Here is a 24,719-nt window from a genome sequence, read left to right on the forward strand (position 1 = left end):
ACATGCTCAGCCGAAGGCCGCCCGCATGTACCGCAGTTACCAGTCCGAGTGATCAAGTACGAGGACTCGTTCGGGCCCTGAGGTTAAAGATCAAGTTAGGGGATGTCACAGGTAAGCGGCAAAGGCGGCCCAGTTCGCCCACCCCGCCCACCCGACCGCGCGGACCAGGTACGTTCGATTACGTGGCTGGATTCAGGATCGGACGCGGCCGGGACAACCGCACCCCGCAGCAAGGGCAACAACAACCGCGGCAGCAGCCGTACGGCAATCAGGCACCACCGCCGTACGGACAGCAGCAATGGCCGCCGACGGGAGGCGGTGGAGCCCCGCACAACGCCGGGTACCACAACGGCCACAACGGTGGCGGCTACCAGGGCGGCGGGGCCGACGAGCCCGAATACTTCGCCGACCCGTACCCACAGCCCCACCACCCCCAGCAGGGTGACCCGTACGCGAACAGCCCGGGTCACACCCAGGCCTTCAGCATCAACGAGGACCCGTACGGCGACGGCAACACCTACCGCGCCGGCCAGGCCCCCGCCCAGCCCGCGGGCCCGCGCCTGCACTGGAAGCAGCTGCTGACCGGCATCGTGACGCGCCCCAACCCGACGTTCTGGCAGATGCGCGACTACCCGGTCTGGGGCCCGGCGCTCGTCGTCACGTTCCTCTACGGCCTGCTGGCGCTGTTCGGCTTCGACCAGGCCCGCGACGACGCGATCAACGCCCCGGTCGGCAACGCCATCCCCTACGTCATCATCACAGGCGTCGGCTTCGTGCTCGGCGGCCTGGTGCTCGGCGCGGTCACCCACACCCTCGCCCGCCAGCTCGGCGGCGACGGCGCGTGGCAGCCGACCGTGGGCCTCTCCATGCTGATCATGTCGATCACGGACGCCCCGCGCCTGGTCTTCGCGCTCTTCCTGGGCGGCGAGAACTCCCTGGTCCAGATCCTCGGCTGGATCACCTGGCTGGCGGCCGCGGCCCTGCTCACCTCGATGGTGAGCAAGTCCCACGACCTGCCGTGGCCGAAGGCGCTGGGCGCGTCGGCGATCCAGCTGCTGGCCCTGGTCTCGATCCTCAAACTGGGCACGATCTAGAAAGACCGAGAGCCCCTGCCGGCCCCATTCCGGGACCCGCAGGGGCTCTCGTCACTTCTCTTCCGTACGTCAGGCGTCCAGAACCTGCCCGCTGCGCCGCACGACGGGCTTCTCCACGCTCCAGGGGAAGTTGATCCAGCGATCGGTCTTCTTCCACACGTACTCGCACTTCACGAGCGAATGCGACTTCTCATAGATCACCGCGGAGCGCACCTCGGCAACATGATCGATGCAGAAATCACGCACCAGCTTCAGCGTCTTCCCGGTATCGGCGACATCGTCGGCGATGAGGACCTTCTTGTCCGAGAAGTCGATGGCATTCGGCACGGGCGCCAGCATGACGGGCATCTCCAGGGTGGTGCCCACACCGGTGTAGAACTCCACATTCACCAGATGAATGTTCTTGCAGTCCAGCGCGTATGCCAGCCCGCCGGCGACGAACACCCCGCCCCGCGCGATGGACAGCACCACATCCGGCTCGTACCCGTCATCGGCCACGGCCTGCGCCAGCTCCCGCACGGCGTGCCCGAAGCCGTCGTACGTCAGGTTCTCCCGCACGTCATCGCTCATCGGGCATCACACCTGCGTCCGGTGGAAGTTCATGAAGGAACGCGACGCGGTCGGCCCACGCTGCCCCTGGTACCGCGACCCGTACCGCTCGGAGCCGTACGGGAACTCCGACGGAGAGCTCAGCCGGAACATGCACAGCTGACCGATCTTCATCCCCGGCCAGAGCTTTATCGGCAGCGTCGCCAGATTCGACAGCTCCAGCGTCACGTGCCCGGAGAACCCCGGGTCGATGAACCCCGCCGTCGAATGCGTCACCAGCCCGAGCCGGCCGAGCGAACTCTTTCCCTCCAGCCGCGACGCGAGGTCGTCGGGCAGCGAGATGACCTCGTACGTCGAGGCGAGCACGAACTCACCGGGGTGCAGGATGAACGCCTCGTCCCCGTCCGGCTCGACGGTACGGGTCAGATCCGCCTGTTCGACGGCCGGATCGATATGCGGATAGCGGTGGTTCTCGAACACCCGGAAATAGCGGTCGAGCCTCACGTCGATGCTCGACGGCTGCACCATCGACGCGTCGAAAGGATCAATACGTACGCGTCCGGCGTCGATCTCGGCCCGGATGTCCTTGTCTGAGAGAAGCACCCACCGAGGATACGCAGAACGCGCGGGTCCGCCCCCATCGGGCCGCCCGCGCGCCTGTCGCCACCTTCCCGGAAGCCCTACCGCTCCTCGAACACCACCGGCACGGCATGCCGCAACCGGGCGCAACGAGGACAGCGGATAAGCCGCCCGGGACCGATCCGCCCGGACCCGAGCTGCTGCATCGGGAACGAGGCGGTAGCGAAAACGTGCCCTTCGGCACAGCGGACGACGGTGCGCTCCATGGAGTCCATCAAGTCCCTTCCCCATCAAGCCGTGGACGAGAAAGCCACATTAGGGGATGAACAGGACGCCACCGCACGCGGCACTCCGACCACCCACGCTACGCCCCCAACTCCCGCCCAACACAGCCCCGTCCACCACCACCCCGCCCCGCCGGACCACCACCGGAACCTCACCGGGCCGCACGCCAGGGCTCACACCTCGGGGGCCTGCGATGGGGTACAGTGTGGGACGATGCGTCGCTGGCCAGCCAGTACGTTTCGCGGGTGTAGTTTAATGGTAGAACATGAGCTTCCCAAGCTCAGAGCGCGAGTTCGATTCTCGTCACCCGCTCCATGAAAAAGCCCCAGGCCATCGGCCGGGGGCTTCTTTGTTGTCTGGACCGGTTCAGGTGTCTCGTGCCATATCCATGCCAGATTCTTGGTCGTCCGCCGCTTCAGAGACCGCTGCCTTCCGATCTTGATGACTGCGTTCTTACTGGTCAGGCAAGGGCCGAGGTACCCGTGGCAGGCAGTCCGCGTCGTGTTGGTGCGGTCGCGGAGGTTCGGGATGCCGTCGGTGATCGGGCCGCTGGCGAAACGGGTTGGAGAAACGGGAAGGCATCCCCGCTCAGCGCGTGGAGGCTCCGCGGGCCGAGGCAGCAGGCCGAAGGGGTCACGGATCAGGTGCCGGCGCCTGCCGTTCCAGATCGGTGACCTGAGGCGAAGGGGCGGATGTTGGGCATGTCGGAGCGGATCGGAGCCCCGTCATCCGGGTGAGGAGCCGACGGGCGGCACCTGCCCGTTGACACCGAAGACCGGCGGTCATACCGTCACTGGTCAGAGATGTGACCAGAGTTCATACATGAGGATATGAGGTGGGGTCATGGGGCGTCGCAAGGTCGTGGTGTCAGGTGGCGGTACGGGGATCGGGCGGGCGGTGGCCGAGGTCTTCGCGGCGGACGGCGACCACGTCGTCCTCATCGGGCGGCGCGAGGAGCCCCTGGAGAAGGCCGCCGGAGAGCTCGACGCCGCGCATGGTGCGGGAACGGCCACCTGGGTCGCCGCCGATCTGAGCGATCCCGGCCAGGCCCGCAAAGCCGTGGAGTTCTGCACCGCGGGCGGCGCGCAGGTCGACGTGATCGTCGCCAACGCCGGCGGCAACGTCGCACCGGCCCACGACGGCACCCTCGAAGGCGTCGCGGACAGCTTCCGCCGCAACTTCGAGGCCAACGTGCTCACCGCCGTGCTGCTCACCGAAGGATTGCTGCCGCACCTCACCCGGCCCGGCGGCCGGATCATCCAGATGTCGTCCATCGCCGCGCTGCGCGGCCCCGGTTCGTACGGCGGCTCCAAGGCCACCGTCAACGCCTACACAGTCGACCTGGCGCAGAAGCTCGGCCCGCAGGGCATCACCGTGAACGCGGTCGCTCCAGGCTTTGTCGCCGACACCGAGTTCTTCGGCGACCGGGCCACGCCCGAGTTCGTCGCCGCGCGGACCAAGCAGTCACTGACGGGCCAGGCGGGCCGCCCCTCGGACATCGCCGCCGCGGTGCACTTTGTGGCGTCACCTGAAGCGGCGTACATGACGGCGCAGATCGTGCATGTGAACGGGGGAGCAGCACTGGGGCGGTGACGGTCCGCTGCTGGGTCGCAGCCCCGCGCGCGACCGGCCCGACTCCCCACTCGTTGCGCCGGCATGGGGCCTTTCGCAGATGGCCCGCGGGCAGGCGTCGCACGAGGACCGACGCGAGGCTGCCTGCCCCACCCCCACACCAACGAACACGAACCATGCCCGCCCACGCACTCCACTTCGATGGGTACGAGGGGGAACCCTCTGCGGTTGCCTCCCCGACCCGAACACACGCCTCAAATACTTCGGTTGGTGATTCAGGAACACACTCCGCACCTCCTCCCGGACTTTGAGGCGCGCTGTGGCTTTGTTCACGAGGATGGGGTTCTGGCACACATTCCGTGAGGACGATCAACGACGCTGGAGTTCGTCACCACGCGCAGGCCATGCCATGGCGTTCAATCAGCCCAGCCCTCGGTGTTGGAGCGGGATTCGTAGGAGTAGCGGGTGTCGCGGTCCCACTCCTCCCCGGTGATTCGTTCGTATGCCCGGTCCGGGGTGTAGAGCAGGTGCTCGGCCCAGATGAGGTCGGTGGCGTAAGGAGTGAAGGCCGGAGGGTCGTGGAGGACGCTGTCGAATTCGGTGCGGCCCGCGGCGACGACCGCGGCACGGGTGTAGAGGAAGGCATCTCCGCTCAGGTCGTGTCCGTACTCCTTGCGGTCCAGCCGGTAGAGCGCCCACGACAGCTGTTCGGCAAAGCCGATGACCAGAGACAACGGGGACTGCGCAAGCCACTCGGTCAACGTGGCTGCAAGGAGTTCGGCGTCCGGGTCTGGTTCCGCGGCCCTGCAGTCCTCGATGAGCTGCCAGAAGGCGTCTTCATTCATGTCGGCGAGCATGCCGCAGGGGACTGACAGTCTTGGCTCCCGGGCACCAGCTTGCTGCGGCTGTGAGAAGGACGCGTTTGCGGAGCAGGGGAAGCTCGGCTCGTCCGAACATCTGGCGTTTGACCATCTTGATGTGATTGACACGGCCCTCGACGGGACCGGAGTTCCAGCGTGTGCCCAGGCCCTGGAGCACGGCATCCCAGTCCTTCTCCAGACCGGTGGCGAAGGCACGCAATCGGGGCAGGTCCGCGGTGCGGACGGCGATGATCCAGTCTTTGAGGTGCTGACCGGAGCGGGTTTGAAGGATCTCTGCGAAGCTGCGGACTTGCTCGTGGAGGGACTTCAGCTCAGGACAGTGGGCAAGTAGGGCGACGAACTGTTCGCGTTCTCCGTCGGCGAGATGCTCGGGGTGCCGCATCATCCAGCCGGTGATCCGGCGGATGCCTGGTGGTGCGGGTGGGACAACGCGGATGCGTCGGCGGCGCCTCGGTCGCAGGTAGTCGCTGATGATCTGATAGCTCCCGCGGTAGCCGAGGTTCTGGAGCTCGGCATGCAGCTGGATAGCGTTGGTGTGTCCTTCGGCCCAGCGTTTGTCCAGGTGAGACTTGTAGGGGTCGAGCTGGCTGGGCCGGGGCTGGTGCCTTCCGGTCAGCAGCTGTTCGGGGACTGCCGCGCGGGCATGGCGGCGGACGGTGTAACCGCCGATGTGCAGTTTTCTGGCGATCCCGCGGATGCCGTGTCCCTGGGCCAGCAGGGCGTGGATGGTCGCGTGCCGCTCTCGGATGCGGGCTTCGATCGGCGACATCGTCTGCGTTGCATTCGCGCTGTCGCCATCGCTCGTAGGGCCATCGGAGCTGGTGAAAGCCGCCTTGAGGCACGTGCTGTGGAGTCTGATGGTGGCTTCGGCGACGGTGCCGAGGTTTTGCCAGAGGTGGAACCCGTCGGCCAGTTGTATCGCGTTCGGTGCACCGGTCCGGGCGCCATCGGCGTAGGAGCTGGCCCGGTCACAGCAGATGATCTCGGTGCCGGGATGCTCGCGCAGCCAGCCGGCCAGGGTGGCGGCGTCGCGGCCGGGCAGAAGGTCGAGAGGCCGGCCGGTCTCGCAGTCGATGAGAACAGTGCCGTAGTGGTGCCCGCGACGGGTGGCGAAGTCATCGACACCCAGGACCTTTGGAACGGCCCAGAGCGGGTCAGGCACGGCCATGATCGCCCGCAGCAGCGTTGTCCGGCTCACCCTCGCCGGCAGCGCAGTTGCCAGCCGGGCCCCGGCCCGGCCACCGAGGGCAACTGCAACGACCGTCAGGACGCGGCGCGAGGCCGGAGTCCTTCTCCCGTACCTGAACGTCAGACCCGCGACCTGCTCAACGCTCAACGAACGTACGACGCCCGCACAAGGAGTTGTCGCAGTACAGTCGCCGTACGGTCAGCTCGATCACCACAGGCTGGTCGCCGACCGGAGTGTCGGCCAGCCGACGTTCGTAGCAGCTGTGCACATGACTCGACGAAAGCTCGCAATCCGGGCACGAAGCCGTGTCATCGAGGGTTCTCGCAACGATGTGCACCACACCGCCTCCGTGAACACCCGCTCCACCAAGACCGACCGGAACTGCGGGAACAGCACCCCTATGAGGTCATCACACCGGACCACGGTCCCAGATGACGCGACGTCACCGTGGCAGAACGCCGGTGATCGTCCTCACGGAATGTGTGCCAGAACCCCGTTCTCGTGAACAAAGCCACGCGCTGGAAGCGCGTCATCGGTGACGCCTTCAACATCACCCCGGTGCCGCCCTTCATGCGTCTGTGGTGGACGCAGTACGCCATCGCTCGGAACCCCGGCTTCGACTCGCACCTTCGCGACCTCGAAGCCCGCGCTGCCAAGTCCGAGGACCCCGAGGAGTCCATCCGGCTTCTGGAGGAGTACAGCCGCCTCCGGCACGAAGCCGCCGAGAGGAAGCCCGGAGAGTGATCGACGAACCACTCCCGCCGCCTTGGCAAATGGACTGGCCGAAGCAAGCGCAGCACGACTTCCAGAACATGCCCGCTGAAGCCAGTGACCTGGTCATGAGTGCCCGTGCGGAACTGATCACGGCCGAAGACCCGTACTTCCGGGGAATCGATGCCGATGCCTCGCTCCCGCACTGGATGACCGTCCGACCGCTGGCCTCCACTACTGGGTCGCCCGCAACCAGACCAACCTGGTCACGATCCTGGTCATCGTGCAGTACGCCCGCCGCACGTCCGATGGTGAGGACGACGCGGGCAGGGGCAAGTAGATCGGTGTCATCACGGCCTACTGCAAGGGCATGAACAGGTGCCCGGACTGGATCAACGAGTGAACAGCCCCTCCGGGGAAACGGTCGAGCAGCAGGCGTACATCACGCGCTTCCTCCTCGACTACACAGCGATGCCCCTTGCCGGGGGGACCTTCCTGCGCGGTGTGCTGCCGGCGCGGGATGCGGTTCGGGTCGTAACCGGAGCCGCCGGCACAGTGGCGCCACACGAACTGGTCGCCTATGAGGTCCCGTTGTCGGACGAGGACGGGGAGCCGGTGACCGCCCCACTGGTACTTGGCTGGACACGCACGCTCACATCCGGCCCTCTCCCCCACACGGACGCGACCGTGACGGGCATGCCCCTGGTCCTGGTGGATACCACCGCCCTCGAACCCGCCGACGCGACCAGCACGGATCAAGCGCTGCGCGTGCTGCGCACGCTGGCCTGGCCGTTCGTCGAGACCCCGCCCAGCCCAGCACTCTGCGGGTTCCTCTTCACCGGCCAGGACACCATGCGCCTCTACCTCGCAGTCGAGAGGGCCGACGGACTGATCGCGGCCGACGTACAGCTCACCGGCGCGTTGACCGCCCTGCTGGCCGCCCTGCCCTCGCTCATCCGCGAAGAGGAACGCTGGGTGACGGACCCATCCGACCCCCACTGCGTCCACGCAGTCGACCTGACCACGTGGTAGCGACTGGACACACCGCACCAGGGCGCCCCGATAGCTGGCCTGCTGCGTCCGAACAGCCGCATTCTGCTGGTGCTCACTCGGCCATCATCATCGGCCACGCAGCCCGGATCGGGCAGCGTCGTGGGGGCAGCGGAACCGGGGCCTATGACGGCCCGTGACCTGCTGTGGGTGTTCGGTCGGGAGTTACTCGGGCACAGGTGGCAGGAGGCAGCGAGCAGGAGCAAAGCCAGGCCGCTTTGGCGTGGTCGGTGATCAGGTTGTTGACGCTAATAACGCGTGTTCGACGTGTCGGCCGACGGGGCTGGCGTCGTGCCAGATCCGTGCCAGAACGGGTGGTGAACGGCGGACAGTAGCGGTCTGCGCCGGGTGTCCGAGGGGTCGATTGCGCTGACATCGCCGCAGGCCAGGGGCGCTTTGTGGCCCGAAGGCCCAAAGATTCCCAAGCTCAGAGCGCGAGTTCGATTCTCGCCACCCGCTCCACGAAAAATCCCCCAGCCAACGGCGCGGGGCTTCTTTGTTGTCAACGACACGAATCACGCCTGCGCTGCCACCCTGAGGGTGAGCAGGTCGAGTCCTTCCTCTCAGTGAAATCGGCCTGCCCCGCCTCCCGCCTTCGGGCGGTGGGTTCGTGGGAGCTGATCAAGATGCCCATCGTGCGCAGTTTCCGCAGGCTTTCGGCGTACGCAGGTTGGCGCCCTGGGCGGAGTTCATGTAGGGCAGAGCGGCGGTCGGGGTGCCGAGACCGTAGGACTCGCAGAGGATCCGAGCGCGAGGGTGTCGGAGATGCCGGCCGCTCCACTTGTTGGTCGTGTTGAACGTCGCCTGGGGCAATCGCGTCCGGGGCCGGAAAGGGCTGCGAAGCACTGGGAGAACGCCACGGGGACCGGATCGGTAGCTGGTCAGCGCCTCGACGGCTCCGCGTCGACGAAACTCAGTCCCTGCGCAGTCGCGACGACACCCACACCCCAACCTACGTCTTTGGCTGCACTGATCACCCGACATCACCGGCAATGCCCCCGCACACGACGACGTAGAAAAGCTTCATGACCTGCTGGCCGGGCAGCGTACGTCCTGCGCCGCGCAACTCTCGGCAATGCGGAGCGCCCGGTACCTCTGGTCGGCCCGGCTGGCTGTAAGCGCGGGCCCTCTCGCCCCAGAGAGCAGCCCGTCGCTCGGGGAGGGGGCGAATGTGCCGTCGCATGAGGTGTGCGCGGCCTCCAGGGCAAGCCCGGCGTCACCGAAGGCCACCGCAGCGCTCACCCCGTGCAGACTGACACTCGTCTGGCGAAATTTGTCCCAGAGGTCTGACTGATCGAACGTGACGAAACGCGAGACCTCCCATTCCTTCGCGCCCGCAGGTGATACCCGATCATGCGGCGCATACCGCCGGCGTGCCCCCGCCCATACGCGTACACCACCGGATCGAAGACAAGCGCGACACAAGAACCGTAGCGGTTGGTCCACTCACCGCGGATCTCGGCGCGGATGCAGCGGCTCGACCACCTGCCGCTGAGCAACCGTAGACGGGTCCTCAGGTGCAGGCTCGCAGAGACAGACCACACCACACACCATGCTTCTACAAAGGCAAGGCGCTCCGGTACGGGATCCACCTTTCCAAGCTCGAAGCACGCTTATGGCGCCCACCATCGCCCTTCCGACGAAGGCTCAGGTCGGCGTCTAGCGCGCCCGTGTCCTCCTCCACGCGCCGTCGCGCCAGTTTTCCCCCCAACAACGTCCGGCGTCCGAGGAGCTAGTGCCGATCCGCAGTCAAGTCCGGCGCGGCAGGAGCGCGCCGCTCAGGTCCGGCAGCACCGGAGCCAGACCTCTATCCGCGATGACATCAGCCACCAACGAAGTGGCTCGGCGAAACCAACCCGGAGATCGAACGTTTAATCGATGATCGATAATAATTTTACATCAAATCGCCCGTTCTCTGTTTCCCCAGCCACGGGCTCATCGACTCGCTTGACCCACCGCACCGGAAAGAGTGACCACCTGTCTTGCGCAACTCCTAAGGAAGGGCAAAATGGCCGCCTCGCAAAATAATTCGAACGAAGAACCCGGCGCACCCCTGTACAGCATGGCCAGATTCGTGGAAACCGTCTGCTCATGTCCGGGATTCTCAATGAGCCGACATGGCGACGAGTGGGAAATCCGAACGGAGAGCTCGACAAAATCCTTTTCCGTGCCCGAGTTGGTGACCGGCACCCAGTATTTGGAATTCACGCACAAACTCTCCAAAATGAATTGGCGCCCCACACCCCGTCTCTGGTCCGGGGCCCCCTCCTTGTCGTTCGAGGACGTCTCTCCCATGGATGCGTGCGAGCTGCTGCTCCGAATCCCGTGGTACCAGCGCACCATGGAGGACCGCAAGGTCGAGGAATGGGCAGGCGCCATGCGCCGCAAGGAGTGGCGAACCACCCATCAGGGGCTGGCAAGCGACCAGCAGGGGATGCTGTACGACGGACAGCACAGGCTGGCCGCTCAGGTGATTGTGGGGATCACGCTGCGCTACAGCGTTGCGCGTGGCATCGAGGGCGACACTTTCAATGTGGTCGACCGTGGGAAGATGCGCAGCAGCTCGTATACGTTCGCAGCCGCCGGCGAGAAGGACGCCTTCAACCTGTCCGCTGCTCTGCGCCTGCTCTGGATGTGGGAAAACCATCCGATCGAGAAGTGGAAGAACCGGTATCCGGTGTCGGATGACCAGCTCAAGGCGGTACTGGACCGTCACCCGGAGATCCGACACTCGGTGAAGCGAGGAAAGCCGATCCCGCGCGCGTCGGCACGTGCGACCACCCTCGTTCACTATCTGGCGACTCAGGCGTGCGGATCTTCCGAGGTCCCGGACCAGTGGTACGCGCAGCTGGGCACCGGGGAGAATTTCCAGCGACGCGACCCGGGACTGGTCCTGCGCAACTATTTCCTCGGCGGGGAAATGACCGATAAGGGAAATCGGTCGCCGGTGAGGGGTATGCAATCTGCTATCCAGGTCATGCACCTTTTCGCGACGGCATGGAACAACACATGCACCGGCCAGCAGCGTGTTATCGCGAAAGCCTTTGGCAACTACGGTGTGCCAACCCTCAAGAAGCCAGGCCCGAACCACCTCTTTCGCTTCCCCATGAAAGATTCGGGAGAAGCAAACATGTTGTCCTAGACCGACGCACGTAAGGTGCTTCACGCAGAAGCCTCAGGCCGGTGGCCCGGAGCTTCTGCTGTTGCCCGGGCTGTATCCGGACACCGTAGTGACGACACGCGAGGACCGCGACTGGGGTGCCTGCCGGATTGATAGCCGTGCCGACCATCAACATCCTTCGGCGCTCGGCTCGATGCGAAGCAGTGGGAGCCCCCTCAAGCGTCCAGCCCGCAGTGGCGTCATGTGTTGCCGGTCGGGGGGGCTGTACGCGGCAGGCCCCCTTGCGGAGCTCCTCGGGCGGGCGCCCCGCGAGGGCACCAAGGCCCCGGAAGCCCGTGCTGCCGGTGTTCGCTCGGTCCTGCACGAGCGGGCGTTTCGCGGCGGTTACGGCAGGTCAGCGTCTCCTCGTGAAAGTCAGCCACTCTCGCCTCGCCTGAAGTGGGCTCTGTCCCGCGTCAAGGTGGAGCCCGTCACCGCACAAGCGGCGAGAGAAGCAGCGGAACTTCTCAGGGGTGCCGGGCTGCACGGGCACCCCATCCGTGCCCAGCGGAGCGGACAACAGCGGTCAGATACAGCCTCTTGAGTCCATGGAAATCCAAGCTTCCTCACGGAAAACTCAGGTCATAGGCACTTTTAACGGCGCGAGCGCCGCTGATTCCCAAGCTCAGAGCGCGAGTTCGATTCTCGTCACCCGCTCCACGACTAAGGCCCAGGTCATCGACCCGGGCCTTGTTTGTTGTCTGGACCCGTCTACGCACTCCTCCCCGACAGGAGCTGAGCGAGGGCATGCGTGACTGGGCCGTTGCAGGAGCACGGCTCGACGAAGACGGTGCCGGCGGTGGTGTCGGTCACCCGGAATCTCCTGCGGCGAACAGGTCAGGCATCGTGAGCAGGCCGTGCAGGAAGGCGCTGAGCGGGTCGGTCGGGCACTGCCCGTGCTTCTCTTCCGGCTCGAAGTCGTTCCAGGCGGCGATGCGTATCACCACCGTGCCCACCTCCGCGGGAGTGAGCTCTCCGTTCAGCACGAGGTAGCCGTATGACTCGTGCTCGCCAACCGGCCAGAGCACGAAGTCTTCGGCGGCGGAGATCTCCAGAACGGGTTGCATCACCATCACATCGGGATGACGCCGGAGCCACTGCTGCATCGCCACGGGCTTTCAGGTGCCGCACCGGGCTCGGAATGGGCCCACTAGCTGGGCAGTTTCGCGGTGCGCTCCGTGTAGGCGAGGGACGCACCGAAGCCGATGCCCAGCCCTCGTACTGGACGCCCGTCATCGAGCCGGCCCTGGTCATCCGAGCACTCCCGGCTGCGATGTCAGACGCATGGGGCAAGGTAGCCGAGGGCGAGGCTGTTGCGGTGCGCCCAGGTGGACGAAAAACCTGTGGAGAAAGTGACATGCCGAAGATCCCCAAAGGGCGGCGGGTGGGCCAGGCAGCGGTGAACGCGCTGCGCACACTGCTGGAGGAGCACGACCACATCGTGCAGGAGATATCCGGGCAGAACGACTTCGGTGAAGATTTCTACGTCACCTTTACCGACAACGACGATGTCACCAGCGACACGATCAAGGTCCAGGTCAAGGGAGGCGACAGCTGGCGTCGGGGCAACGGCTATGTCGTGCCCATCGACCGGCATCGCGATACCTGGTCGGAGGGCAACATCCCGGTCTACTGCGTGGTGTACGACCCGGACACCAAGAAGCTGTACTGGGCCAACGCCACCCAGCAGCTCCGCCGCTCCGGTTCCTTCCATGAGCCTCGCTTCATCGGGATCAGTCCCAATGCGGTGCTGGACGACACCACCATGGGCTCCTTCGTCGCCCAGGCACGCCGTTACGTCGGGCGCTATCGCGGCCGGCAGGCCGTTCTTACTCACCTTGAGGAGATGTCCGGAGCGGAATTCGACCCTGCCGATCACGTTCTGCACTTCGTCAACGGTGACGACGAAGACCTCATCTTCTGGAAGCGCCCGGGCGACGCTGTGGCGACGCTGCTGCTCAGCACCCAGGAATGGGGACCGGCCTGGGTCACTCTGGAGTCGCTGATGCGGTCCGAGCTTCAGCTGCCCGAGCCCCCGGACGGCCTCGAGGCCCAGGACATCGATCTGTTGACCGCCGAAGACCTGGGGCTGGACCGAATCGAACTTATGTGGGTGGCCGCGTGCTTCGCCTCCACCCGGCAGGCCGACGAAGGCCCGGAGGGCGATCTCGTCGAGTGCGAGGGATGCCCGAGTTGCACCGGGGAGGAGCCCCCGGAACACGGCAGGATCGCAGCGGACGTCATCCATGCGTACGTACTCGAGCGCATACTCGACCGCATCGATACCGAGCCCGACCTCGTGCAGCGCTCGATCCGAGCGATGCGGGAGGAAACCGATCTGGAACCGAACATCGTGGCCGAACTCGGCTCCCTCGAAACCGAGCCACGCATCGTCCGACAGGTGCACAAGCTCAGCCGGGCAACGGTGGAATCGGTGGACGACATCGAACCGGAGGCCTATCGGCTGGCCAGCCTGTATCTCATCCAACGCATCTACGTGGGCGGCCCCTCGCTCCCCCTCGACGAACAGGTCCGAATCATCTGGCGCATCCCCGAGCCGGCAGGGAGGGAGTGACATCCGGATCGTCGCGTGAGCGTCCGTACCTGACGGCGACGACGCCGTCAGCCGACCGGGCCACAACTTCCCCAGCCTTTGCATACTTCAGCATGCTTGCTACATGTCCTCAACGACTCGCATCACCGTCACGCTCCCCAGCAACCAGGTGGCGGAGCTCCGCAAGCTCACGGACAACGTCTCCGGCTATGTGGCGGAAGCCGTGGCCCGCCAGATCCGGCACCAGCTTCTGGGCGACGACCTTCGCCGGCATGAAGAAGAGCACGGAGGCTTCAGCGACGAGGAGCTCGCCGAGGCCCACGCGGAGATCTTTGGCGCTACCGGCTCCTCCAAGGACGCGGACACCGCGTGAGCGAGCGCATCGAAACCGTCGTCCTGGACTCGGAAGGGCTCTCCGCCTGGATCGCGCAGGACCGCAAGCTCCTCGCGATGCTTCAGGTCTTCCACGACATGGGAGCCGACCTGGTGATCGGGGCGAACACCATCGTGGAAGTAGCCCACTCCCGTACCAACATGCCCCGCCTGAACTGGGCCCTGTCCCGCATCAAGGTGGAGCCGGTCACCGAGCAGGCGGCGAAGGCGGCAGCGGAGCTGCTCGAAGGTGCCGGACTGCACGGACACAAGTTCGCTCTCGACGCCACGGTCGCCGAGGTCGCGCTCCGCCAGCCGAAGCCCGTCGCCCTGCTGACGTCCGACAGCGATGACATGGCCAAGCTCTGCGGCAACCAAGTCCGCATCATCTCCCTCTGACCAGTCCGCCCGCCCGGAGCACGCGTCGCACTGCCGGCTCTCGTGCCCCATCCGTGCCCGGCAGAGCGGACAACAGCGGTCAGATCCGGTTCCCCGAGACCGGGAGCCATCCACCTGCCCAATCCGAAAGCGCAGGTCAGAGTCCATCCAACAGCGTAAGAACCGTTGATTCCCGAGCTCGGCGCGCGAGTTCGACTCTCGACACCCGCTCGGCAGCTCAACACCCAAGGTCCAGGGCCGGCAGCCCGGGGCCTCTTTGCCTGCGCTGTCCGCGGGCGTGGAGCGAATCGACGGCCCGGGCCCGGGTGAGGCGTCGCAGCCCGTTGGGACAGCCATCTGCCGGACTTCGTCTCTGCTCGGCCGGTGGGGATGGCCGCCCCTGGCGTGGATGTGCCGGCGGCTACCCGGACCGCCGTCCACCCACCCCACATACGTGCGGCCTCAGTTGAGTTCGCGGTACGTGTTCCAACCGCCCCCGATCAGGGCTCGGGGGCGGAAGGACCCTGCTCCCGGGGCCGCGCCGGTCGAGGCGTAGCGGTAGAGGTGGCCGCCGCGGTCGGCTGCGAGGAGGTCGCCCCGCCCGTCGCCGTCCACGTCCCCGATCGCTGCGAGCTTGCTGTATACGTTCCAGCCGGAGCCCACCTTGACGCGGCGTCCGAACGGGCTGGAGGTGATGCCTGTCCCGGCGTACAGGTACAGAACTCCCGCCGGCGTGCGGGCGACGATGTCGGCTCGCCCGTCGCCCGTGTAGTCCCCCGCTCCGACAATCCGATCGTAGAGGCCCCAGCCCCCGCCGACCTCGACCCGGGAGGCGAAGGACGGGGTGGAGAGGGAGAACTCGTTGCCGGTGCTCCGGTAGAGGTAGAGATGGCCGGACTTGTCGCGCGCGAGCAGGTCGCCCTTGCCATCGCCGGTGAGGTCTCCGGGGCCGACCAGCGTGTCGTAGATGTTCCACCCTCCGCCGATGGACCACTGGCCGACCGATCCGCCGGTCAGCCAGCCGTTCTTGCACACCGCGAGCATCTCGGGGCTCTTGTCGAGAGCGGTGTCGGAGACCAAGGTCATCAGCCTTGTGCCGCCGTACGAGGTGTCGCACTGGTAGGGCGAAGGCGCCTGACGGCGCGGGGCCAGCAGGCCGTTGCCGAGCGTCTCGTACGTGTAGATCTTGCCGTCGGTGCCGAGCGCCTGGATGCGAGACTTGCCGTAGGCGGGGTTTCCTCCCGCGCCAAGGATCACGTCTCCCCGCTGCCAACCACTGGTCCACGTGCCCTGAGTCCGCGGCGCGAAGCTGCCCTGGCCGAGCCCCTTGTATATGTAGAGCGACCCGTCGACCGTCCTGGCCGCGAGGTCGCCGTTGCCGTCGCCGTCCATGTCGTCGCCGCCGGCAATCTGGTTGTACACGCCCCACCCGGCGCCAAGCTTTACGGGCGCCTTGAACGCCGGTGCCGCGCCCGCGATTCCGGAGTGGAAGAAGAGCTGCCCCGAGGGTGTGCGGGTGACAACGTCACCGACACCGTCGCCGTCGTTGTCCGTGACACCGACCAGCTGGTCATAGATCTGCCAGCCGGTGGCAATCCTGACCCGGTGCCCCAACGGCACAGCCTTGTCGCCGGTGGCAGCGTAGAAGTAGAGATCGCCACCCGGAGTCCGGGCCAGGACGTCCGCCCGGTTGTCACCGTTGAGATCGCCCGGCGACAGCACCTTGTTGTAGATCTGCCAGCCGGACCCCACACGGGTGTTCTCCCCCACGTAGGCCCAGTTGTAGTCGTGCGAGGTGCGCACCATGCTGAGCGTCCCGTTGGTGGTGAGCACCAGGAGCTCTGGAGCACCGTCGCCGTCCTGGTCGCCGACCGGAACGTAGTCCTTGAAGGAGACATCGCCCGGAAGGTCCTCCTCAAGGAAGAACTGGTACGCCAGGGAGCTGCTCACCGGATTTGTCAGCCAGAACGGGCCGGTGAGCGGGCGATACATGATCTTGCCCAGTCCGTCTCCCAGGAAGTCCGCCCGGGGCAAGGCCTTGGGCGGACTCGACGGCACCGATTCGGCGACCGCCGGGGACGAAAGCAGCATGCCGGCCATGGCCGCCACGCCCGTGCAAGCAGCAAGCAGGCGGGCACGCACGGAGTGCGGGCGCCGACGTGAAGAGTTCGACATGCTCCCCCCAATGAAGTATGTGGAGGCACATGTTAAGGGTGTGTACGTTGCATGACGCACACACCCCGGCTCCTGGCCGAACGGCACCCGTCCAGGCCCTGACCTGGCACAGACGACGGTCGTCCTCCTGGCGTCCGACAGCGACGACAAGCGGACCAGGCTCTGCGGCAACCAGATCCGCGTCCATGCCGCGGTTATCCGCGGCGCCGGGCCATCCTGCGCACGACCACCCCGAACGGAACGCGCTTCAGCGCACGCCCCGTTCGAGGGTCTCGCCCGTGCCGGTGCCGCGACTGCATGAGGATCGGCTCGGGCGACGGGCCTGACCGTTGTCAGCCCTTGCAGACGGCCACGTTGTCGCTGGTGCCGGGCACTGCGGCGGACCGTACGGCCTGGAAGTTGGCCTCGAACGCGTCGAAGATCGACGGCGTCGTGATGCGCAGCATGGCCTCGTCGTTGTTGCGCAGGGCCGGGCCGCTCCAGTTGTGACTGCCGGTGAACATCACCTTCTGGGCGGTGCCCGCGTACATGCCGTCGACCATCCAGTTCTTCGAGTGCACGATCCGGTTGGGCGCGTCGGCGGCGTCGTCGGGGTCGTGCTGCTGGTAGCAGCGGTTCGTGATGCCGGAGACGCCGTGCAGGGCGTTCCAGGTGCCGGAGTCGGTCTCGCTGTAGACCAGGTCGACCAGGCAGCCCTGGCCCGCCAGCACGCGCAGCTTGTCCGCGACGGCCTGCCGGGTGATCTTCAGCATCGCGGCGTGGACGGTGGTGCGGCGCGCGGTGCCCGCGGAGTCGGTCCAGCGGCAGGTGATGTTGTCCATCGCGTTGACCACGGTGTCCGTGGTCGCGTCGCTGCCCGCGCGGGGGAAGAAGTAGTACTTGTAGTCGCCCGCGTTGCCGTACGTGTAGGACCAGGCGGTGCGGTTCTGGGCCGGGAGACGGGTGAAGTAGGCCACGTAGCCGTCGTACAGGGCGGTGTTGCCGGCGACGGTCACCGAACTGTTCCAGTACCGCTTGTAGTTGGACGGTGTCAGGTTCGAGGTGAGCTGGACGACGACGTTCTTCTGGGCGCCGCCGCCGACGCTGCTCGCGAGCAGGAACTTGTTGTGGTTGATGCCCGTCGCCTCCGTGCTGAGACACGAGCGGCCCTTGGCGCACAGGGCCACCCAGGAGGCGGCGGAGGTGCTGGTGCCGAGGCTGCTCTTCAGGAGGTCGTAGGAGGACGGGTAATCCAGGGTGCTCTCGTCGAGGACGACCTTGACGCTGACGCCCCGGGCCTTCGCGGCACCGAGGTCCGTGGCGACCGTCTCGTCCCACAGGTGGTACATCGCGAGCCGCAGGACCGAGCCGCTGTCCGCGTTCGCGATCACGGAGCGGACCTGGGTGAGGATGGCCTGCTGCTCGGCGGTGGTGCCGGTCGGCTTGTTGAAGACCGGGGTGGTGGGGACGGTCGCCGCGTCGGCGGTCTGTGCGGGCGCGAGCAGCGTGGCCACGCAGGCGGCGACGGCGAGCAGCACGCCGGCCGCACGCCGGACCGGCGTGGAGGGCAGTGCGGAGAGGTGCGGGGAGGCGGACCGCCGGGACAGGGGCCCTGAAAGGGTTCTGGCGAGCGTCGGTATCATCGTCGGTCTTCCTCATTCCTCGTGCTTCCGCGCGGTGCGCGGTTCGTATCCATCGGTTCGTCAAACCGGGTCAGCAAAGCACTACTTCAGCGTGAAGTCATCCGGCTCAGGTGCCACGTCGGCTCCGGGTGCGGGTTGGTTACGGCATCGGCCCGTGCCGCCACGTGGTCCGGCGTCGGCGTCGGCGTCGGCGTCGGCGTCGACGTCGGCGGGATCGTGGTTGGGTGGAGCCGTCGGCCTACGTGCCGGGGTTCGCGTCCTGCCGTGTACGGCGGCCACAGCATCAGGTCTGCGTGCCCGTGTGCAACGAAGGCAGGTATCAGCTCTGGACCTGACGGCCCGGCGCTGCGGTCTCGCTCGCTCGCCGGTGAGCCGCAGCTGCGGGCGAAGGCAGGTATGAGCTCCGGGCCTGAGGAGCCAACGCTGCGGTCTCGTTCACCCGCCGGTGAGACGTGCCGCAGCGCAACGGGCGGCTGGGCGCCGGCCTGCGGCCGGAGCGGAACCGATTCCCGTCATCCGTTCCTGTCCCTCATCGGCCATCGGCGCGCGAGACGCTGACGAGCCCGTGCTCGTAGGCGGTGATGACCAGTTGCACGCGATCACGCAGGCCCAGCTTGGTGATGGCCCGGGTGATGTGGGTCTTCGCCGTCAGTGGGCTGATCACCAGCGCGTCGGCGATCTCGTCGTTCGACAGTCCTTCCGCCACCAGCCTGACCACCTCGTTCTCACGCGCCGTCAGTGCGTGCAGTGTGGCGGTGGGCCGCGGGCGGTGCGCGAAGCGTTCGATGACGCGGCGGGTGACGCCCGGTGACAGCAGGGAGTCGCCCGCCGCCACGACCGCGACCGCCCGGCGCAGTTCGGCCGGTTCGACCTCCTTGGTGAGGAAGCCGCTCGCGCCTGCCCGCAGCGCCTCGAAGACGTGCTCGTCGGTGTCGAACGTGGTCAGGATGGTCACCCTGGTCGCCGGCAGCTCGGCCAGGATGCGGCGGGTTGCCTCGATGCCGTCCATGCCCGGCATCCTGATGTCCATCAGCACGACGTCCGGCCGCAGCAGGGCGGCCTGCCGTACCGCCTCCTCCCCCGAGGCGGCCTCACCGACCACGGCCAGGGTCCTGGCGCGGCCGAGCAGGCTGCGGAACCCCGCGCGTACGAGCGCCTGGTCGTCGGCGAGCAGCACACTGATGGTCATGGCGCCAAGCCTGTCATGTGGTCCGTCAGAGGCAGGACGGCCTGGACCGCGAAGCCGTTGCCCGTGTCCACACGCAGTGTTCCCCCGAGGGCCGTGACCCGCTCGCGCATGCCGGTCAGCCCGTGCCCCTCGGTGAATCCGGCCACTGAGCGCCCGTCGTCGGTGACCGTCACCGCCAGGGCTCGGGGCCGGGCCTGCACCCGGATGGTGAGGCGGCCGGCGTCGGAGTGGCGCAGGGTGTTGACCACGGCCTCCTGGATGACCCGGTAGGCGGTGAGCGCCTGGGCCGCCGGAACGGCATCGGGGTCGCCCTCCGCGTCGTAGCGCACCTCCAACCCGGAGGTCTCGGCCTGCGAGACCAGGCTCGCGACGGACTCCAAGCCGTGCTGCGGCACGTCGCGGAGCTCGCCCACGAACGTCCTCAGGTCGGTCATGGCCTGGTTGCGTACGGAGATCGCGGTGCGCAGGGCGGCGTGCGCCTCCTCGGGCGAATCGTCCAGAGCCTCGACGGCGACGTTCAGGTGGACACCGACGACGGCCAGTGTGTGGGCGACCACATCGTGAACCTCCCGGGAGATGACCAGACGTTGCTCGACCAGCCGGGTCTGTTCCAGTTGCAGGAGACGGGCCTGGTGTTCGGTCCGCCAACGGCCGTACTGGCGCCAGGAACTCGCCGCAGCCGATACCAGGGCCAGCCAGAGCAGCTCGACGCCGCCCCGGGCAAGGACTTCGGAGGCGTCCAGTCCTTGCAGGGGCCCTTGCAGGGCCAGGTCACAGGCCAGGGTGAGGGTGCCGACGGCGGCGGCCCGGACCGGGCGGCCGAGCGCGGTGGTGAACAGGGCGACGGTCAGGGGCCAGACGGCGCCGCCCTCGAACAGGCCGGCGCTCCGGTAGCCGACAAGCGCGGCGGCGGACAGGACGAGCACGAGCACGGGGCGGCGTCTGCGGCCCAGCAGCAGACCGCCCAGGATCACGCCCAGGCCGAACGTGCCGTGCCACGACAGCGGTGCGCCCATAGCGGCGGGGCCCGCACCGACACTCACGGCGGTCAACAGCGCCAGGGCCAGGTCCACCAGCCGGGCCTGCCGCCTGTCCTGCGGGCGAGGGCTCATGTGACGATGCCCGGCGTCATGCGCTCCCTCGCGCCCGAGGCCGAGGGCCGGGGCTTCGCCGAGGTGGCGGCCACGGCCAGCCAGGCCAGGTTCAGGGCGAGGACGATGCGTTCGGCCAGCCCCAGTGGGGCGGTATGGGTCAGGGCCGCTCTGTCCAGGAACGCCGCGGCGAACAACACGAACGCCACCGACGACGCCCACGCGAGCACCGTCAGTCCACGCGCCTGCGACGCCCACGCCGGCTCGCGCCGCCATACGACGGTCAGCCGCACGATCGCGATCGCCAGCGCGAGGAATCCCATCCAGGCCGCTCCTCCGTGCACGCTGTCGGAGACCGAGGGACGGTCCCAGTTGCCCGGCGGGTCCGCCGGAAAGACAGCGGCGACCGTCACGCATCCCGCCCAGAAGTACAGCAGCCACCCGGCCCGTCCGCTGCCGCCGGCCCGGACGGCCACGGCCGCCGACCCGACCGCCACCGCCAGCAGGCCGACGGTCACCAGCCAGCCGTGCGGCAGGTTGACGTACCTGCTGATCGTCTCGGCCAACGGGTCGTACCCCCTGTTGACCGCGTCGGACACCGCGAAGGCGAGGACGGCGACAGTGAAGCCGGCCAGAGAGAATGTCTTGGTCATGGGGCCAGACAGTAGGTGCGGCCTCCGCCCGGGAGCATCGTCCCCGAGGCGTCATTCGTGCCTGCGTCACCGGAGTACACGGCTACTCCGATCGGTGTACGACGGGATGTACGACGGGACCCGGCCGTCGCACGCTGCCCGGCTCCTGTGCCGCCCCGGCCGGGAGACTGCCCATGGGCGCGAGGTCCGGACGGTACGGGTACAGGACGCCGTCGGGGCCCGGCCGGTGCCGGAGCGGCGAAATGGCTGGTGTGCGGAGTCGGCGGAACCGGGTAACGTCTTTGTCATGTTCTTCCGGACGCCGCTGTACGAGTGAGAGCGTGACGGGCGCCTGCTGATGGCCTTCGCCGTCGCCGCCCGTCTCCCAGCGATGCATCCGTAGACCACTTCACATCCTGACCGGGAGAACCCATGACCGTGAGCAAGAACATCAACAACCCCGTGGGCATGGGCGGCGGCAAGCGCAAGCGGCTGTCCCGCACCGAACGGCAGAACAACGGCCCGCACCGCAACCTCGACCGTCAGGGCGCGGCCGACCGGAAGGCCGAGCTGGTGCGCAAGATGCGCGAGAAGGCGGGCGCGGCCGAGGGTACGGCCGAGAGCGCCGGGCGGACGGGCGACGACTCCCCCGCCGAGAGCTGACGCGCCGCCGCCGCTGGCGGCACGCACCGTACGAGGCAGGAGGCAGGGCCCGGGACCGCGACGCGCGGTCCCGGGCCCTGCTGCCGTAACCGGGCCGGGCAGCCGTCCGTTTCCGGGGCCGGCCCTGCTGCCGAATCCCGGGCCGGGCAGCAGGCCGTTCCCGGCCTGAGGCTTCCCCCGGCCGACCCCCGGCCGACCCCCTGCCGCCCCCGGACCAGGGACTGTTCCGTGAGACGCGGTCCGATGGTGCGTGCCGGGTCGGCCGCCGGGCGGCTCCCCCGGCCCGCCGCGTACGCGTGGCGAGTCCGTCGCCCGGCCGCTCTCACGGCCCACCCAGCTGCTCCCCCGGCCCCCCGAGTACGCGCGGCGAGTCCGTCGCCCGGCCGCTCTCGTGGCCCGCCGGGTTCGCGTGGCGGGATCGGTGGCCGGGGCCTTGTTCAGACGGATGTCAGCATCGGCAGCGACATCAGGTACTCCTCCGGGATGTCGAACGCCTCCGTCAGCATCGGCAGGTGTGGGGCCAGTCTGGACGTCAGCGCGCGCACCGCTTCGGGGAGGGAGCGGACCTGGTCCGGGGTGAGGGCGTTTTCGAGCAGGAGGAGTCCGGTGAGCGCGGGCAACCGGTCGAGCAGGAACAGGGCGCACAGGTCGGCCAGGGTGGCGCGGGTGCCCGGGTCGGTGACGTCCGCGCAGGCCGCGGCGAAGGCGTCGGCGGCCCGGCCCACCGTGTACGCCTCGACGAGGGCGAGAGCGGCGGCGGAGGCGTGGTTCCAGCGGCCGAGGGCGTCGCCCCCGTCGCCGCGGCGCAGGTCACGCCGCGCGGCCAGGTGCCAGTGGCGCTCGGCGGCGGAGAGGGCCCGGCGCAGGAAGGCGGGGTCCGTCAGGGACTCCCGGCCGGTCGCCGGCGGCGGCTCCGGGAGCATGGGGTGGCCGAAGATCATCTCGGCACCGGCCTTGCACCAGATCGCCAGGTTGTCCCCCTCGGCGGTGATGGCGCCGTCCGCGTTCGCGGCGAACTCGGCCAGCCCGTTCACCGGGAACAGGGCCCTGGCCCCGCAGCGTTCCCGGCTCTCGATCGTGATCTCGCGGGCCTGCCAGGTGATCCAGCCCTTGGCCACCGCTACCAGCCGTTCGCTCTCGGCCCGGTCCTCGGGGGCGTGCGAGATCCAGCGGTCGGTGACGGCCCTGTGCAGGAAGGTCATGGCGTACGCGGTGGCCGTGCAGGCGAGCAGTCGGGCGTGGTGGCTGCGGTGCGCGGCCAGCGGTACGCGCTGTCCGGCCGCGGGGCCGGAGATGTGCCGGATGCCCGCGTAGCGGACCGCGATCGCCAGGGCCGCGCGGCTGCCTCCGAGGGTGCTCGCGCTCATGCACAGTTTTCCCACCGTCACCCGGCGGATCGCGTGCAGGAACCGCTTGCGCGGGCTGCCCACGGCACTGGTGAAGGTGCCGTCCGGCAGCAATGCGCCGTGCTCCCCCTGGATCAGCGCGGTGCGGGGCAGCCGTACCCGGTCGAAGCCCGTGACGCAGTGGTCCACGGGGCTGCCGACGCGTTCGGGCAGCACCGTCACGGTGATGCCGGGCAGAGTTCCGTGGCGGTCGCTCAGCGGGGTGAGGAAGAGGAAGACGCCATGGTCCCGGCCGTCGGCCAGGAGCCGGGCCGCGACCACCGCGGTCTTCGGGCCGCCTGCGGGACTGGTGTTGGGCATGTACTTCTGCGCGCCCTCGTTCGGGGTGTGCAGTACGAACTCGTCACGCTCACGGTCGTAGCGGGCGATCGTCTCCAGCGCGGCCGCGTCGTTGCCGTGCGCGCGCTCGGTGCACAGAAAGGTTCCTGTGCGGGCCAGTGCGGCGAACCCGGCGAGGTCGCGCGGCGGCGAGACGCCGTCGTCGAGCAGACTCCCGAGGAAGAGGTTGTAGTGGATGCCGGCCACCGTGGCCGTGGCCCCGTCCACCACCGAGGTCCATTCGTGCAGGGCGGCCAGCCCACGGGGGTCCCGGGCCAGGGACTCCGGGCACAGCACCTCGTCGTTCAGAGCGCGCAACCGGTCGTACGAAAGCCGCCATCGTTCCTCCGCCCGCATATGGACGCGATGGCGGAACCGGTCGGTCGCGATCACCTTGCGCCACAAACTGTGGGATTCCGTTCCATCGCCTCCGTCCCGGAACAAGATTTCGGTCAACTCGGGCAGTCGCGGGGCGAGTTGCCGGACGGTCTGCGGGGGCGCATCAATGTTGATCATCACGACCGACCCAACGAGCGGGCCGGTTCACGGAAACGATCTTTATGTGTCCACATCACCCGCCCGTCCAGGTGCAGACGCCGTCAAGCTGGGCCGAATGATCGGAAGGAACGATTCCGCACGCCTCGTTCGGGCGACGCCGCGCTTGCCTCGCGGGCCGTACGGGCAGCGCTTGCCCTGATCTCCGTACGCCCGAGAAAAGGTGAACACCTTCATGCGTCTCCGCTCCTCCCTGGCCGCCTCGGCCGGCGCCGTCGTCCTGCTCCTCGCCACCGCCGGCTCGGCCTCGGCCGCCAACGGCCAGTTCCGCTACACGTACCTGACCTCCGACGGCTACGAGGCCGTCGGCTTCATGAACGACCCCGAGAGCGCCACGTGCATCAACATCGAGGGCCCGGGGTCCGAGCCGGGATCCGCCGCGTACGCGCCCAAGAACCGCACCGACGCGGTGGCCACCGTGTTCCTCGAAGCGGACTGCACGGGTGACGCCTACTTCACCCTGCGCCCGGGCGGCGGAGCCTCGGACCGGCTGCTGGTGCGCTCGGTCGTCTTCTCCTGAGTCCGGCGGGCAATCGCGTCCGCGATGGCCCGCCAGGCGGCGGGGGGGGGGGCCGGCCCCCCCCCCCCCCCCCCCCCCCCCCCCCCCCCCCCCCCCCGCCCGGGCCCCCCCCCCCCCCCCCCCCCCCCCCCCCCCCCCCCCCACCGGCCCCCCCCCCCCCCCCCCCCCCCCGCA

At 68.0% G+C, this 24,719-nt stretch carries 21 protein-coding genes, 1 tRNA gene and 2 pseudogenes; 11 read left to right on the forward strand and 13 right to left on the reverse strand.

Annotated features, from left to right (window positions below; genetic code table 11):
- Nucleotides 1–182: 182 nt before the first annotated feature.
- The gene (locus tag ACIQMX_RS18820) at nt 183–1,094 is read left to right on the forward strand and encodes a Yip1 family protein (RefSeq protein ID WP_363078724.1); all 912 of its coding nucleotides are present in this window, start codon (nt 183–185) and stop codon (nt 1,092–1,094) included.
- A 69-nt stretch (nt 1,095–1,163) separates the two neighbouring features.
- Here the strand turns inward: ACIQMX_RS18820 and ACIQMX_RS18825 are convergent, their stop codons facing one another.
- Nucleotides 1,164–1,664 carry a phosphoribosyltransferase gene (locus ACIQMX_RS18825; RefSeq protein ID WP_326737201.1) on the reverse strand — a complete coding sequence of 167 codons (501 nt, stop codon included), beginning with the start codon at nt 1,662–1,664 and terminating at the stop codon, nt 1,164–1,166.
- A 6-nt stretch (nt 1,665–1,670) separates the two neighbouring features.
- Complete coding sequence (gene dcd, locus ACIQMX_RS18830; protein ID WP_136326616.1) at nt 1,671–2,246, reverse strand: dCTP deaminase; 576 nt, start codon at nt 2,244–2,246, stop codon at nt 1,671–1,673.
- A 502-nt stretch (nt 2,247–2,748) separates the two neighbouring features.
- On the opposite strand from dcd, the gene ACIQMX_RS18835 reads away from it, so the two are divergent.
- Nucleotides 2,749–2,822: transfer RNA gene (locus ACIQMX_RS18835), tRNA-Gly, on the forward strand.
- A 528-nt stretch (nt 2,823–3,350) separates the two neighbouring features.
- On the forward strand, nt 3,351–4,100 hold the full coding sequence (locus ACIQMX_RS18840; RefSeq protein WP_363068710.1) for an SDR family oxidoreductase: 750 nt from the start codon (nt 3,351–3,353) through the stop codon (nt 4,098–4,100).
- A gap of 395 nt (nt 4,101–4,495) precedes the next feature.
- Here ACIQMX_RS18840 and ACIQMX_RS18845 read toward each other — a convergent pair whose 3' ends face one another.
- From ACIQMX_RS18845 to ACIQMX_RS18855, 3 genes and pseudogenes are all read right to left on the reverse strand, one after another.
- Nucleotides 4,496–4,924 (reverse strand): DUF4240 domain-containing protein, encoded by a 429-nt coding sequence (locus tag ACIQMX_RS18845; RefSeq protein ID WP_402479438.1) that lies wholly within the window; start codon nt 4,922–4,924, stop codon nt 4,496–4,498.
- Nucleotides 4,917–6,305, reverse strand: a pseudogene (locus ACIQMX_RS18850) (ISL3 family transposase); the annotation flags it as partial. The gene ACIQMX_RS18845 and the pseudogene ACIQMX_RS18850, both read right to left, overlap by 8 nt.
- A complete protein-coding gene (locus ACIQMX_RS18855; RefSeq protein WP_402479441.1) occupies nt 6,286–6,489 on the reverse strand; it encodes a transposase family protein in 204 nt (67 codons plus the stop codon). The gene ACIQMX_RS18855 and the pseudogene ACIQMX_RS18850, both read right to left, overlap by 20 nt.
- A gap of 161 nt (nt 6,490–6,650) precedes the next feature.
- Between ACIQMX_RS18855 and ACIQMX_RS18860 the strand changes: the two genes are divergently transcribed.
- Both ACIQMX_RS18860 and ACIQMX_RS18865 read left to right on the forward strand, forming a co-directional pair.
- Nucleotides 6,651–6,893, forward strand: a complete 243-nt coding sequence (locus ACIQMX_RS18860; protein WP_402479444.1) for a hypothetical protein — start codon at nt 6,651–6,653, stop codon at nt 6,891–6,893.
- A gap of 366 nt (nt 6,894–7,259) precedes the next feature.
- A complete protein-coding gene (locus ACIQMX_RS18865; protein WP_402479447.1) occupies nt 7,260–7,892 on the forward strand; it encodes a hypothetical protein in 633 nt (210 codons plus the stop codon).
- Between the two features lie 1,047 nt (nt 7,893–8,939).
- Here the strand turns inward: ACIQMX_RS18865 and ACIQMX_RS18870 are convergent.
- Nucleotides 8,940–9,227, reverse strand: a pseudogene (locus ACIQMX_RS18870) (transcriptional regulator); the annotation flags it as partial.
- 691 nt (nt 9,228–9,918) lie between these two features.
- Between ACIQMX_RS18870 and ACIQMX_RS18875 the strand changes: the two are divergent.
- Entirely contained in the window at nt 9,919–11,052 is a 1,134-nt protein-coding gene (locus ACIQMX_RS18875; RefSeq protein ID WP_402479450.1) for a hypothetical protein, read from the forward strand.
- Between the two features lie 827 nt (nt 11,053–11,879).
- Here ACIQMX_RS18875 and ACIQMX_RS18880 read toward each other — a convergent pair.
- On the reverse strand, nt 11,880–12,182 hold the full coding sequence (locus tag ACIQMX_RS18880) for a hypothetical protein (protein WP_402479454.1): 303 nt from the start codon (nt 12,180–12,182) through the stop codon (nt 11,880–11,882).
- 245 nt (nt 12,183–12,427) lie between these two features.
- Between ACIQMX_RS18880 and ACIQMX_RS18885 the strand changes: the two genes are divergently transcribed.
- The 3 genes from ACIQMX_RS18885 (at nt 12,428) to ACIQMX_RS18895 (ending at nt 14,395) form a co-directional block, all read left to right on the forward strand.
- Nucleotides 12,428–13,645 carry a DUF4365 domain-containing protein gene (locus ACIQMX_RS18885; protein WP_402479457.1) on the forward strand — a complete coding sequence of 406 codons (1,218 nt, stop codon included), beginning with the start codon at nt 12,428–12,430 and terminating at the stop codon, nt 13,643–13,645.
- Between the two features lie 103 nt (nt 13,646–13,748).
- A complete protein-coding gene (locus ACIQMX_RS18890; RefSeq protein WP_402479460.1) occupies nt 13,749–13,997 on the forward strand; it encodes a hypothetical protein in 249 nt (82 codons plus the stop codon).
- Nucleotides 13,994–14,395, forward strand: a complete 402-nt coding sequence (locus ACIQMX_RS18895) for a DNA-binding protein (RefSeq protein WP_402479463.1) — start codon at nt 13,994–13,996, stop codon at nt 14,393–14,395. Before ACIQMX_RS18890 ends, ACIQMX_RS18895 begins: the two co-directional genes overlap by 4 nt.
- Before the next feature lie 441 nt (nt 14,396–14,836).
- On the opposite strand, the gene ACIQMX_RS18900 is transcribed toward ACIQMX_RS18895, so the two are convergent.
- The 5 genes from ACIQMX_RS18900 to ACIQMX_RS18920 form a co-directional block, all read right to left on the reverse strand.
- Nucleotides 14,837–16,465, reverse strand: a complete 1,629-nt coding sequence (locus tag ACIQMX_RS18900; protein WP_402479466.1) for an FG-GAP repeat domain-containing protein — start codon at nt 16,463–16,465, stop codon at nt 14,837–14,839.
- A gap of 416 nt (nt 16,466–16,881) precedes the next feature.
- Nucleotides 16,882–18,171 carry a phospholipase D-like domain-containing protein gene (locus ACIQMX_RS18905; RefSeq protein WP_402479469.1) on the reverse strand — a complete coding sequence of 430 codons (1,290 nt, stop codon included), beginning with the start codon at nt 18,169–18,171 and terminating at the stop codon, nt 16,882–16,884.
- Between the two features lie 529 nt (nt 18,172–18,700).
- Entirely contained in the window at nt 18,701–19,360 is a 660-nt protein-coding gene (locus ACIQMX_RS18910; RefSeq protein WP_402479471.1) for a response regulator, read from the reverse strand.
- Entirely contained in the window at nt 19,357–20,472 is a 1,116-nt protein-coding gene (locus ACIQMX_RS18915) for a sensor histidine kinase (protein WP_402479474.1), read from the reverse strand. The genes ACIQMX_RS18910 and ACIQMX_RS18915 overlap by 4 nt, the downstream gene beginning before the upstream one ends.
- Nucleotides 20,469–21,104, reverse strand: coding sequence for a DUF998 domain-containing protein (locus tag ACIQMX_RS18920; RefSeq protein ID WP_402479476.1), 636 nt, complete (start codon nt 21,102–21,104; stop codon nt 20,469–20,471). The genes ACIQMX_RS18915 and ACIQMX_RS18920 overlap by 4 nt, the downstream gene beginning before the upstream one ends.
- A 411-nt stretch (nt 21,105–21,515) precedes the next feature.
- On the opposite strand from ACIQMX_RS18920, the gene ACIQMX_RS18925 reads away from it, so the two are divergent.
- The gene (locus tag ACIQMX_RS18925; RefSeq protein WP_402479479.1) at nt 21,516–21,746 is read left to right on the forward strand and encodes a DUF6243 family protein; all 231 of its coding nucleotides are present in this window, start codon (nt 21,516–21,518) and stop codon (nt 21,744–21,746) included.
- A gap of 437 nt (nt 21,747–22,183) precedes the next feature.
- Here ACIQMX_RS18925 and ACIQMX_RS18930 read toward each other — a convergent pair whose 3' ends face one another.
- The gene (locus ACIQMX_RS18930) at nt 22,184–23,863 is read right to left on the reverse strand and encodes an acyl-CoA dehydrogenase (RefSeq protein ID WP_402479482.1); all 1,680 of its coding nucleotides are present in this window, start codon (nt 23,861–23,863) and stop codon (nt 22,184–22,186) included.
- 337 nt (nt 23,864–24,200) lie between these two features.
- On the opposite strand from ACIQMX_RS18930, the gene ACIQMX_RS18935 reads away from it, so the two are divergent.
- Entirely contained in the window at nt 24,201–24,545 is a 345-nt protein-coding gene (locus tag ACIQMX_RS18935) for a hypothetical protein (protein ID WP_363068694.1), read from the forward strand.
- Nucleotides 24,546–24,719 lie beyond the last annotated feature (174 nt).

The sequence above is a fragment of the Streptomyces sp. NPDC091416 genome, assembly GCF_044756845.1.
GTDB lineage: Bacteria > Actinomycetota > Actinomycetes > Streptomycetales > Streptomycetaceae > Streptomyces.